This window comes from Shewanella sp. AC91-MNA-CIBAN-0169 (genome assembly GCF_040310165.1).
In the GTDB taxonomy this organism is placed as follows: Bacteria; Pseudomonadota; Gammaproteobacteria; order Enterobacterales; family Shewanellaceae; genus Shewanella.
Genome location: NZ_JBEOPM010000025.1, coordinates 58,697 through 71,465, shown reverse-complemented (window position 1 = coordinate 71,465; position 12,769 = coordinate 58,697). Strand labels below are relative to the sequence as shown.

At 43.0% G+C, this 12,769-nt stretch carries 13 protein-coding genes and 2 pseudogenes; 14 read left to right on the top strand and 1 reads right to left on the bottom strand.

The annotated features are described in order from the left end of the window. The 13 genes and pseudogenes from AAEY98_RS18145 to AAEY98_RS18090 form a co-directional block, all read left to right on the top strand. The coding region (locus tag AAEY98_RS18145) for a hypothetical protein (protein ID WP_351018650.1) at positions 1–230 on the top strand (230 nt) is incomplete at its 5' end. Between the two features lie 3 nt (positions 231–233). Further along, positions 234–584, top strand: coding sequence for a hypothetical protein (locus AAEY98_RS18140; protein ID WP_351018647.1), 351 nt, complete (start codon positions 234–236; stop codon positions 582–584). A gap of 37 nt (positions 585–621) precedes the next feature. Further along, positions 622–966: an energy transducer TonB family protein gene (locus AAEY98_RS18135; RefSeq protein WP_101087643.1), complete on the top strand. Its 345-nt coding sequence runs from the start codon at positions 622–624 to the stop codon at positions 964–966. An 83-nt stretch (positions 967–1,049) separates the two neighbouring features. Next, entirely contained in the window at positions 1,050–1,316 is a 267-nt protein-coding gene (locus AAEY98_RS18130) for a hypothetical protein (protein ID WP_101087644.1), read from the top strand. Positions 1,317–1,583: 267 nt separating this feature from the next. After that, positions 1,584–1,829: a hypothetical protein gene (locus tag AAEY98_RS18125; protein WP_101087645.1), complete on the top strand. Its 246-nt coding sequence runs from the start codon at positions 1,584–1,586 to the stop codon at positions 1,827–1,829. 125 nt (positions 1,830–1,954) lie between these two features. Continuing rightward, a pseudogene (locus tag AAEY98_RS18120) lies at positions 1,955–2,931 on the top strand (transposase). 183 nt (positions 2,932–3,114) lie between these two features. Then, a complete protein-coding gene (locus AAEY98_RS18115; protein ID WP_351018644.1) occupies positions 3,115–3,768 on the top strand; it encodes a DUF4329 domain-containing protein in 654 nt (217 codons plus the stop codon). Positions 3,769–3,770: 2 nt separating this feature from the next. Continuing rightward, positions 3,771–4,220: a hypothetical protein gene (locus AAEY98_RS18110; RefSeq protein WP_351018641.1), complete on the top strand. Its 450-nt coding sequence runs from the start codon at positions 3,771–3,773 to the stop codon at positions 4,218–4,220. Positions 4,221–4,553: 333 nt separating this feature from the next. After that, the gene (locus AAEY98_RS18105; protein WP_342860941.1) at positions 4,554–4,808 is read left to right on the top strand and encodes a hypothetical protein; all 255 of its coding nucleotides are present in this window, start codon (positions 4,554–4,556) and stop codon (positions 4,806–4,808) included. Positions 4,809–5,280: 472 nt separating this feature from the next. Next, positions 5,281–6,675: an ankyrin repeat domain-containing protein gene (locus tag AAEY98_RS18100; protein ID WP_351018637.1), complete on the top strand. Its 1,395-nt coding sequence runs from the start codon at positions 5,281–5,283 to the stop codon at positions 6,673–6,675. A gap of 11 nt (positions 6,676–6,686) precedes the next feature. Beyond that, entirely contained in the window at positions 6,687–7,655 is a 969-nt protein-coding gene (locus tag AAEY98_RS18095; RefSeq protein WP_351018634.1) for an ankyrin repeat domain-containing protein, read from the top strand. A 155-nt stretch (positions 7,656–7,810) separates the two neighbouring features. Continuing rightward, positions 7,811–7,960: pseudogene (locus AAEY98_RS22820) on the top strand (transposase); the annotation flags it as partial. Between the two features lie 460 nt (positions 7,961–8,420). Further along, the gene (locus AAEY98_RS18090; RefSeq protein WP_351018631.1) at positions 8,421–10,979 is read left to right on the top strand and encodes an excinuclease ABC subunit UvrA; all 2,559 of its coding nucleotides are present in this window, start codon (positions 8,421–8,423) and stop codon (positions 10,977–10,979) included. On the opposite strand, the gene AAEY98_RS18085 is transcribed toward AAEY98_RS18090, so the two are convergent. Continuing rightward, entirely contained in the window at positions 10,969–11,244 is a 276-nt protein-coding gene (locus AAEY98_RS18085) for a zeta toxin family protein (protein ID WP_351018659.1), read from the bottom strand. The genes AAEY98_RS18090 and AAEY98_RS18085 overlap by 11 nt on opposite strands. A gap of 779 nt (positions 11,245–12,023) precedes the next feature. Here AAEY98_RS18085 and AAEY98_RS18080 point away from each other — a divergent pair. Continuing rightward, complete coding sequence (locus AAEY98_RS18080; protein ID WP_192114787.1) at positions 12,024–12,683, top strand: DsbA family oxidoreductase; 660 nt, start codon at positions 12,024–12,026, stop codon at positions 12,681–12,683. Positions 12,684–12,769 lie beyond the last annotated feature (86 nt).

Genomic DNA, 12,769 nt, shown 5'->3' with positions numbered 1-12,769 from the left:
TCCCCACCAGAATACTGGTAGGGATTATCTTTCATCTGCAAGATCGGTCAAGTGCCCTTAAACGATCGGCATTGGCCCATTCACTAGGCGTTATACGCGGGAGGATGCATAGCATGAGTTTTGGAAAAATACTTTTTGCGACATTGCTATTCGCTATTTTAGGCGGTTGCGACACGATATATGGTATTACTCGTTACTCATCCATTGGCTCTGTGCAACTTCCCATTTAGTGTATGGTAAAAGCGACAAAATCAGTTCAAGGAGTCTCTGATGTCGAGTACCGCTCAGAGGAGGGTGGCCGGGAATTAACTTTGAGTGGGATACAGCAACCAGAAGTGATTAGCAGGATTCTATATACCTATGATGGTTTAAATGGAAATTTCTATTTCCGAACTAACCATAAGGGTATTGTTGAATTTAATCATACCTACTTTGGTATTAATCGTCGTCCTCCTCAATCTGATATCGACAAAATCAGGCCGGTGATGCTGAAAATTGAAGACTCAATTACTCAACATTGCAAAATAGATATATCTACAAAAACAGTAGAAAAATGCATGGGAATTACATGTGGCGGCGTATAACAAGCGCAAGCAATCGGACTTGGTCAAGGTGGCCTCTATGAGATTTGTACTGTTAATTTCATTACTTTTCCCTTTTGTCGTAGGGGCAACTGATGTCATGCCTAATGAAGGAAATCTAGTTTATACCCCTAAACTCAATGAAGTTCTCGAATTGAAGATTTGGGCTAAAAATACTTCTAATGTCAGTGGCTTTGCCACTATAGAGTTTACCGTGGTGAAATCAGGCAAAGTGGAAGATGTTAACGTTATTGATGCTTACCCGGTAAGCTTAGGTTACGACTCAGTAGAGGCTATTAAGTTATGGCTATTTACTCCCGCGACAGTTAATGGAGAAGTGGTTAAAGTTACCAATAAGGCAACTTTTCATTTTCAGCAGAAATGACGTATAATAAACCAATTATTCCGACCTCAACTCGCTGCGCTCGTTTCGTCGGCATATTGGGGCGTTAGCTGTTTCGGATACGTATGAGTATTAACATTCAAACTTCGCCATTAATTGCTAAATTAGAGAGATACTTATCTGGTGAATTATCTCATGATGAAATATCAGAATATTCTTGGGCATTAGCGGATAAAGCACCTGATTCAATTCCAGAGGAAGACAAAGAGTATTGGTCTTGTGTTTTTTCAATTATACATCTTGCAGACGAGTCTCACTTCAAAGATGGATGTACTCAAAAAGAGTTAGGTGTACTATTGGAAAAGTTAAAAATAAACCAACACCTGCGATAAAACAGCTAACAAGAGACTATGGATTTCTTGACAAAAGATTATATAAATATTTAAATGTCATATATCGACTACGAATGTTCACTATCTGAGATGTGATTTTTCGATTAGTGATTGATTATAATGAATTTTAATTTTATTTTGTGTCTGATTGCTTGGGTTCAAATCCCTATCCCTCCGCCACATTAAATACAAAAAAAGCCGTTGATTATCAACGGCTTTTTTTGTTTCTGGCGTTTGAGGGGCTCTCCATAAGGATTGACTCAGACAATGTATCTTTATCGAGCACCCAACAATGTATACTTCACGCGTATCTGCTTAGCCAAATATTTACGCGACAAGGGCTTCCCTTTTGACGTAAAAGTCTCCTTACTGACTCGTGACAGAGCAGAAGCGGTCATCCGTAACATTGATGTTGCCGGAGCACTCAAAAAAATCATCAAGTCTATTGACCATCAAACGCGCATTAATGACTTTATTCGCTACGTCGATGACAAAACATGGCCACCCCGATGACAAAACATGGCCACCCAACCCAACTAACTAAACATCATAACTAAACATGGCCACCCAACCCAACTGGTTAAATAGCAAGCACTCAACTAGGCTTAGTTACCTTTAACTCAGACAGGTAATCTAAGATGGCCAGACCAAGACAGACAATCGTTAGCCTGGAAGATACACCTTACTATCACTGCTGTTCTCGTGTGGTACGTAAGGCTTTTCTGTGTGGAATTATCACTCAACAGGAGAGAACTTTGAGCATCGGCGTGAGTGGGTCGATTCACGCATTCTAGAGTTAGCGACCATCTTTGCTATTGATATCTGTGCTTATGCCGTGATGAGTAATCACTTACATGTGGTTATAAAAGTCGATGCTGACAAAGCAAAAAAGTGGTCAGATAAAGAAGTGCTAATTCAATGGCACAAGGGCTTTAAAGGTACGTTACTCACGCACAAATACCTAAAAGAGGAAGACCTTAACCAGTTTGAACTGCAAACCGTCAATCAATGCATTACCGAATACCGTAAACGCTTAATTGATATCAGTTGGTTTATGCGCTCACTCAGTGAGCCCATCGCCAGAATGGCCAACAAAGAAGATAAATGCACAGGGCGATTTTGGGAGGGTAGATTCAAATCACAGGCATTGCTTGATGAAGCTGCAGTATTAGCCTGTATGGCCTATGTCGATTTAAACCCTATCCGCGCTAAAATGGCAGCAACCCCCGAAACCTCAGATTACACCAGTATTCAGCGCCGTATCAATTCAGCAATGAAAGGAGAACAACCAGCAGAGCTATTACCGTTTGTGGGAAATGAAAGGCTCAATATGCCTAACGGGCTCATGTTCAGTGTAAAAGACTACATTGTATTGGTTGAAGATACCGGTCGGATAATTCGAGAAGATAAGCGTGGTGCCATTAGCTCAAGCAGCCAGGACATACTGAATAGACTCAACATCCCCGCAGATAATTGGCTTAAAATCACCACTGAATTTGGTGCATTATTTAAAGGCGCTGTCGGAGCATTACCCGCATTAACCGAATATTGTGAGCATTTAGAGCGAAAACGACGACAAGGCGCTGCAAATTGTCAGCGCTGGCTGTGCGCTTAAGCATTAATTCTTGAAAAACCACCATCTTCCTTATACTTGATTGATATCAAGATTTTCTGCTGTGCTGAATTTCTTAGATGACCATAAATCACTCATTTAACGATAATATTTTAGCCATATCGATAAAAATTGATGAGTTGATCACATCGATCGTAACCCTCGCCAAAGCCATGAAAACGAGTTATGTTATTTGTTCAAGAAATGGGTGGCTTCGTTTTTCATTGGGTGGCTTCGTTTTTCATTGCCAACAAACTTGTTGGTGAAAAAACCCAGAAAGGGCGGCTTCACTCTCTGAAGGATTTTTATGAGAAATATCCAAAGCATTTATCCAAAGGTGAAATACAAAAAATCAGAGGTGCTGTTCAAAGCGCATGGTTTGAAAATAAATTAGATGGTTCATTTAAGAGCGAATCTCTGGCAGCACAGGCATTTTCGGATGCAATAAATCCGATTTCAATTGAATATGGAATTGAGATTGGTGCCAACATAGGTTACGAAGCACTTTCTAATGCTTATTTTTTATCTGATGCGGTAACGTCATATTCGGCGGATAGCATCGACTATCAAGATTATGCATTTGCTAGAGTTGTCGGAAACAGGACTGCTTATGTACACACGCATGGCTCCCCTGGAGGAGGATATGATGATGAGCATTTTTCTGGGCATGTACAAAACTTTGAGGGTTGGAATGGTGGAGATATAGGTTTTTCTCAGAAATTTCAGATAAATGGTTACATGGCATCACCTTCAGGTCGTTTATATAAGTTTGATTATAATGGGTTTAAACTAGCGAAAAGCATTCCATCGAGAGAGTTTATTACTGAGGTAGGGAGATAGTTATGAGATTTATAAGATTAGTATTAATTTCTGTGTTCTATCTATTATCTGTAAAAGTAAATGCAGGAAATATTATGTTAGATGCCAACGAACGTTGTTTCGATGGTCTTTGTACTGTGTCAATCATTCACTTGATGGCTAATGCTGATAAATATGAAAGAAAGAAGGTATGGGTCACAGGTATTGCTGATTTTAGCGATCCTAAAAAAGGCACAATTTACTTGGATGAGGGGTCATATAAACACAAGATTTATGAGCATTCCGTTTCTGTTGAATTAGACACCCCTAAAATGGCAGCATTGCTGAAGAAAGAACCTGACTTTTTTCAAGGTAAATATGTCTATGTTGATGGAGTGTATCTAGCTAATTTAGGTCATCATAATGGCGATAATGGTGGTATTTACGACGTGGAATCAATTTACATCATTGGATTGAAAGGAAGCGAGAGGTAATATTTCGTCTGTGAACAGAAAGTAAAACATGGCTACACAACCAAGCTGGTTAAATAGTAAGCGCTCAACTAGGCTTAGTTACCTTTAACTCAGACAGGTAATCTAAGATGGCCAGACCAAGACAGACAATCGTTAGCCTGGAAGATACACCTACTATCACTACTGTTCTCGTGTGGTATGCGTAATAATTAAGAAACCCATAATTATTCAATGTTACTTGATCAAGTAATTATGGGGCTCGATTTTTCTCGAAGTAAGACCTCGAGGAAGCTGTTCTGACCAAAGAAATGAGCTTGGGTTTAGCGATCTCCCTAATAGCACAAGGTAAACAGTATGTTAGTTAAAATTCACAACTCGAAAAATGAAGAATTGACTTCACTACTTGATGAATTAGTAGCTAGTGAGCTAGCGAGCGTTAAGCATGCTGTTGCTGATAGTATTACCACTTACAATGTATCTGATGAGCTATGTGAATCAGTGCTGGATGACCTGACAGAAACTTTGATGTCTAAAGGTTTAGATTCCGATGGCAACGTGAATTCTGTCGGTCTTGATATTGAGCGATACATAGACCTATTTAATCAATAAGTATAGGCTCATAATTATTGACTTTTTTCAACTTCAGGAATAAAGTCAATTTTAGTTAGCAATTGCAGAACTTGATGATGCAGAACTCTGCAAGCTAATGAATTTAAACGACTATTTTAACTATTTAATTCGAGAGTCTGGGTTCAAATCCCTATCCCTCCGCCACATTAAAAACAAAAAGGCCTTATCGAAAGATAAGGCCTTTTTGTTTGGGCGAAAGATAGAGATTTAAACCCAGGGTTACTCTTTATTACAAGCAAGCTATCCCTCCGCAAGATTTAAGGCAAAGACGAAAAAGTATCATCATGAATTACAGATTAACTGCAGGTGTCACGATTAATTTTATTAGCTAAAACCCAAAGTCTATGTGTCAATGCACATGCTATCTATTTGAAAATAAATATTGTTATTACTGTTTATCATCTTTAGGATGACATCCAATTGGTTGTATTGAATATTATGGATGATATTAATGTTACGTTGCTTATTAACCCTCTGCTTAATTGTTTTTTCTTGTCACTCTTTATCTTCTGAGAAAACGCCCTTTGTAAAAGTAACCTCAGCTTGGAATAAGCCGAGTTTAATCACAGTTAATGATCCTGCATGTCAATCCTTGTTGGAAGATGCACAATCAAAATTCTACTCAGATATCGATTGGGGCGCAGCTTATGGCGTTAGAGGGCATGGCTATGTAAATACTGGAGAAATACTAGATTGGACAATATTAGGAGGAGACTCTTTAACAAGCCTGTATGCTTACGGTAAAGAATTCTATCTCTATAATTATTTGCATAGTGGTTGCAGTGGAGCGTGTGAGAGGCAGCAATCGCTAGTGTCTACTTCATCATTCATTGAGTTAACCGCCAAGCAAATTGCAGCACTAGCCAAAAACGCACCACCCGCAATGAGCTATGGTTATACATACGCACAGTCGGGCACAAATATCCCGTATATGTTTGTTTTAGGACATTATGGCGCTGATATAGGCCAGTTATTTGTTTATCGTCTTAGCCCAAACGCAACATGGGCAACAGCTTGCGAAATAAACTTAACAGCAACAGTAGTGCCATTCAACAAAGAGCATAGTTATTTCAGCGCGATGAAAAGTTTTGATGATTTGTATCAATCGACTCTGGCTTTAAGTCAAGGTAGTGGCTCTTCATGTGGGCGAATGAATACTCGTTGGCGTTGGGGAAATGCCATTAAGCATAAACTGAGTTTGACATTAACTCGCCCCTGGGTAATGAGGGGCGAAAGTAGAGAAAGTAAAAATAGTCACGGTAATTATTCTAAAATGATAACCGATTTAGAAAGGTGGTCATTAACCGGTGTCGCTGAGCAAAAAGCATTTAATGGCTATAAACATCAGTTAGCTATCTCGATAAAATCGCTTTCGCAATTTTATCAACAGGCGAATCATTGGTATAAACAACAATCCGATGAAATAGCTGAGCTTGCATTAACATCAGCAATTAGTGCAGGTTTTGGGTTCTATATGTATAACCCTGAATTTTCCGCAGGTGAGTTCAATCTAAGAAATGCAATTATTACCAAACAATCGTTAGATACCATAAAAACAATTGAATTTAGTGCTATTGATATCGATAGCATCGCAAAAACTTACTATTCGCAAGAAGCACAAGAAAGTATTTTAAACCTAGCGATAAACCAACCTGAAGTATTAAAATATCTATTGCAACAGGGCATAAGTCCCAATCACAGTAATGCATTTGGTAAAACACCTTTGATGTACGCGGCTCAATATAACTTATTAAAGTCCGCCAAGTTGCTTATTCAACACGGGGCTAATACCGTCGCCAATACCACAATACCACAATACCTGATGATACTTGTTATTACGCGTTAAGCACCTTCAAAATGACGGCTCTTCATTATGCGGTAAGGTATGCTTCTCCTGATTTTATTAAGTTATTAATAGACAATGGTGCTGCAACTTATATGAAAGCTGAGAACCATCATAATTACCCAATGACAGAAGAAACACCATTGGATTGGTTCTATCGATATACCGATACAGCGTCAGCTGAGATAAATAGTCATATTCCCCAAGAAAGTAAGTTAACTGTACAAAAGTGGCTTACGCCTCCAAGTTCACAACAATTAAATAAAGTAGAAAAAAATCAAATAAAATCGGCTATAACGGCTTATCCACAGGGCAAAGTACAAGATGCTTATGAGTATTTAATCAAGGCATTGAGCATTAATCCTAAAAATGAGAAAGTACTCAGTGATATGTCATTAATCGCGTTAAAAAATAACCAATTTGGTCATTCATTATCAGTCAGTAACTGGTTAATTAAACATAGTGAAAATAGTAAAACTGTGGCTAATGCATGGTTTAATCAAGGACTAGCCTGTGAACAGCATCAAGTAAAAATGCTTAATACTGATATCGGCTATACCATTACGTATGACGGTCAATATTATTGCGCTGAACCAGCTATTTACTCATATATCAATGCTTGGATGTTGGCCAAAAGTACCGCTAGAAAAAATAAGATTATAAGCCAATTCGATGATGGATTAATACAGACTTGTAGTGCTGTTCTGGCGGGTAACAACCAATTAAGATTTTTCTTCCAAAATAGAAAAATATTGATACTGCGAACTAAAAGTGATCATACATCTCTAGACGAATTATTCCAAAATATAACTTTCAATTACAATAGAATAGACAATAAGTCATTGGATAAGAATACTTCGATAGAGACGATTAATACATACGACTTAGATGATTATGTTATTGAAGAAGTTAACTCACCATTTGGTTTTTTTAATGCTAAATACAATGGTCAATTGCAGTGTCAGACTATAAATGCAGTTTGATTGAGGTTTGATATTGTTTAGGGGTTAGGTTGAAGTCATTCCACAGTATCGTTGCGGTTGTAGAATTACTATTTTTTAAGAACGGAGCCTATTTTATGGGTTCCGCATTATAAAAATGGGTGGCATCCTTGTTGACATGGCCACCCATTCCAACTGCAGAGAATTGGGTTAAATCACCACTGAATTTGGTGCATTATTTAAAGGTGCAGTTGGAGTATTACCTGCCTTATCCGAATACTGCGAGCATTTAGACCGAAAACGACGACAAGGCGCTGTAAAATTGCCAGCGCGGGTTGTGTGCGTAAACAATCACTTCTGAATCCCACAAACTATTTTCTACTTGATTGATATCAAGTTTTTCTGTTGCCTTGGTTTTAACTAATGAGTCATTTTGTGGCTATTGAGTAAACATTTTTCAAATCACTCGGTTGAATCTGTACGTTAAGAAAATCATAGCAGGTGTTGGCAACTCAAAAACGAAAGGCGTTATGTGTTACCTTAAAAATGGGTGGCATATTTTAATTGGCATATTTTAATGGAGATAGTGATCTTAAGCTCTTGGTTAAGAACATACCATGAACTCTGTTCATCCTGACTGAGTAAACTAGGCCATTTATGGCTTGATTATTGTTATTATTGTGCCATGAAATAAATGGCAACATAGGCTGAGAATTGCGCATTAATGCCAGTAGAAGCCATCATATTCTGCACGTCCCATCATATCCTGCACATCTAGACAAGAATTAACCTAAGGGGTCTTTTAGCATGAATAAAGCAAAGAATAGTGGCAGCCTTGATTTGCCAGTTGACACTTTCAGTAGCCAAACCCCAACACCAACATCAGTTTCGCACTCCATACCCGCGGGGTTTGTGCGCGTGCGCGGCGCACGAGAAAATAACCTGCAGAACGTTGACGTGGATCTACCCCGGGACTCGATAGTTGCTTTCACAGGGGTGTCCGGCTCTGGCAAATCCTCGCTCGCTTTTGGCACCATTTTCGCTGAGGCCCAGCGACGTTTCTTCGAATCCGTCGCGCCGTATGCCCGGCGTCTGATCCAGCAAGGCCATACGCCTCAGGTGGACGAAATTACTGGATTGCCGCCAGCCGTCGCACTCCAGCAGCGCCGAGGTTCACCCAACTCACGCTCAAGTGTAGGCACCGTCACCACTCTCTCGAATTCTCTGCGGATGCTTTATTCCCGTACAGGTATTTACCCTGATGGAGCTTTGCGCCTCGAGTCGGACTCCTTTTCACCCAACACCGCCATGGGCGCTTGCCCTAAATGCCAGGGACTCGGAACCGCGCACACAGTCACCGAGGCATCGCTGGTGCTCGACCCTTCACTGAGCATTCGCGAAGGTGCCGTCACGGCTTGGCCTGGGGCGTGGCAGGGTAAGAACTTGCGCGACATCCTCACTGCGCTCGGCCATGATGTGGACATACCTTGGGAACAGCTGTCCCGCGCCGATCGCGATTGGATCTTGTTCACCGAGGAACAACCCGTGGTCGACATCATGCCGGAGCGAGAACGGCCCCGGCCTTACAAGGGGAAGTTCTGGAGCGCGCAGAGTTATGTGATGCACACGCTCGCCGATTCAAAAAGCGCTTCGGTGCGTAACCGTGTACTGAAATATGTTGAATCTGGACCATGCTTAATATGCGCGGGCAGCGGACTGCGCAGCGAAGCACTCGCCGTTACCTTTAACGGCCGCACCATAGCCGAGCTCAACAGCTTGTCGCTCACCGAGCTCCGCCACGTGCTTGACCGTCCGGCGGCCGCCAATACCCCGGGTGCGACAATCACCAAGGATCTCACTCGCCGCCTCGACGTGCTGCTCGATCTCGGCCTCGGATACCTAAGTCTAGGCCGCGCAACACCCACGCTCTCTCCTGGTGAAATGCAGCGGCTGCGCATTGCCACCCAGCTGCGCTCTGGGCTTTTTGGCGTAATCTACGTACTCGACGAGCCTTCCGCTGGGCTTCACCCGGCCGATGCCGAGCCGCTCCTAGCCGTACTCGACGAGCTCAAATCTAGTGGTAACTCAGTTTTTATCGTGGAACACAATATGGACGTGGTACGCCGCGCCGACTGGGTCATCGACGTCGGCCCGCATGCGGGAGAGCAGGGTGGAGTGGTCCTCTACAGTGGACCTACGGCTGGACTCAAAGATGTACCTGCCTCGATCACGCGAAAATTTCTCTTTGCAAGCGAGCGTCCAGTCCCGGCTGCACGCGAGCTGCGACAACCGCTCGGTTGGCTTGGCCTGACGGGTATCACCCGCCACAATCTACGCGGCCTCGACGCTGAGTTTCCGCTCGGCATACTGACCGCGGTCACGGGTGTATCGGGCTCAGGCAAGTCCACTCTAGTGAGCCAGGTGCTTGCCGAGACTGTTGGCCTGCACCTTCATCCTGATCTGGACCCCAGTGACGGGAACGCATCCACAGCCTCGGTGCCCGGGGATAAGGATGAACAACCCGAGCCTAAACCCGTCGAAATCACCACGGTTGAAGCGATCAACGGCGCGGATCTGATCGATCGACTGGTGCGCGTTGACCAGAAACCAATCGGTCGCACACCGCGGTCCAACCTCGCCACCTATACAGGCCTGTTCGATGCCGTGCGCACCACATTCGCCGCGACCCCCGAGGCTCGGAGCCGAAAGTTCGGCGCTAGCCGGTTCTCGTTCAACGTGCCGGGTGGCCGCTGCGAGACCTGCCTTGGCGAGGGATTTGTGGCGGTCGGTCTGCTTTTTTTACCTGGCAGTTACTCGCCCTGTCCCGACTGCGGTGGCACGCGGTACAACCCTGAGACCCTCGAGGTGACATACTGTAACAAGAATATAGCCGAGGTGCTTGGGCTTACAGTGGATGCGGCAATGGTGTTTCTCGCCGATGTACCCTCGGCATTGCGCAGCCTTAAAACCCTTAGTGAGGTGGGGCTCGGCTACCTACGACTCGGCCAACCCGCCACCGAGCTTTCCGGAGGAGAGGCGCAACGCATCAAGCTCGCGACCGAGCTGCAGCGGGCACGCCGCGGTCATACGCTGTACATTCTCGACGAGCCCACAACAGGGCTGCATCCTGCCGACGTGCTATTGCTGCTCGCCCAGCTCAACCGGCTTGTCGATGCCGGCAATACCGTGATCGTGGTCGAACACGACATGGACGTGGTTGCCGCCGCCGACTGGGTTATTGATATCGGCCCTGAAGGCGGTGACAAGGGAGGCGCTATAGTGGTCGCTGGCACGCCCCATGCTGTGGCCGCCCACCCGGAGAGCCGAACGGCGCCTTACTTGGCCCAGTGCATCTCTACCACCTGAGCGACTGCCTGTCGTGGCAAACTAGGGGTCGCGCAATAATAAAGCTGACAGCTTTCTGAAATAGGCATGAATTTTCACCTGTGTACTTTTGAAAAAAGACTCTTAGCTGATTTGGGGCCAGCCTAATAGTTCCCGTATCATCAAACATGTCAATAAACGTTTTTGAAGCTTTTTTTTTGCCGGCCCCAGGCGATCCGTACATAAAAATAGACACCGACTGTAGATCCGCAGGAAACGTGTTTAAATTGGTCTGTTCACGTGCTATTAGAGTGCGATTTGCTTTCGCATAGATGATGTCTTGGTTTCAATTTTAGTTTTTCTCTGTCATAGGTTTTTATGGGTTTACCTAATTAAAACAACAATATACTAGAAATTGCAAGGTGAGTATAAATTTCCCATAGCTTGTATGTATCTACATGAACGGTTGGGTGTAATAACATCACGATAACATGGCACAACCTATTAATTATGATTACGGCAGCCTATATCGCGATGAAAACACCAATAAAACGGCGTTTTACCGCTAGGGAAATCGTTAATTTATTAAGCCATTGAATGGCTTTTTTATGCTCTCCGCCCGTTAACTTCGTTGCTCATCGCACTCATCGCACTCATCGCACTCATCGCACTCATCGCACTCATCGCACTCATCGCACTCATCGCACTCATCGAGGGCATTACTCACTTTGTTTGCTGTTTACCACCTCATTGGTTTTACGCCGGTTAAAACTTCGAGTATTGATGCCTGTAAGGACAAATATAGTAGTATTTGTTTGGTTGAACTTGCTAACAAGTTTATCGACAGTCGCGACAAAAACACTTCCTTTTTCAGCACTATGTCATCTATTGAGTATCGCTCAATAGATGACATAGTTGCGCCGTTTATCTACGCGCTTGTGTACATACAATGGCGTAGAAATGCCTGTAAATAAGTGTATGTACGCAGTCGCACAGACAGTCAGATTGGCTGATGACATGATTTGAAGTTCTGACGTTATCGTACCGTGCGATTAAAGATCCTCAGATGAAGGAGTGACATGCCAAATGGATAAAACCTTAATCATAGATTATTACACTGACATTCTTTGTGTCTGGGCTTGGATTGCTCAGAAACGTGTTGATGAACTTAATAAAAAATTGGGACATAAAATCGAACTTAAATGTTACTACGTTGACGTTTTTGGTGATGTACCGACAAAAATAAACACTCAATGGCAATCAAAAGGCGGGTTTATTGGCTTTGCTGAGCACATACAACAGTCAGCATCTGCCTTTGAATATGCCTATATAAACCCAAAAGTATGGACGCAAGTTAGACCCACTACTTCAGCCAATGCGCATTTGATGCTTAAAGCGGTAGAGATTACTTATGATAAAAAGAAAAGTATCGATATGGCGCTAATATTTCGAACCGCATTTTTTGTTGATGGCTTGGATATTGGCAACCTTGAAGTCCTCTGTGATTTAGTTAACGCCAATGGACTAGACCTAAACACCATCAATACCAGTATTGGTGATGGTTCTGCTATGGCATCTTTAATGGGTGATTATCAAAAATCAAAGAGTCAAGGCATTAACGGTAGTCCTTCATATGTCCTTGATGGTGGGCGTCAAACATTGTATGGCAACATAGGTTTCGGCGTAATTCTTGCTAATATTGAAGAGCTTTTGAAGCATCCAACAGATGAGGCAAGTTGGTGCTGAAACGAAAGTGTACCGAGGTGAAGTTGAGAAGCATGTCTTCGATTGGAACATGAGGTTCTGCAACGACCCAGCGCTATTTTACGTAA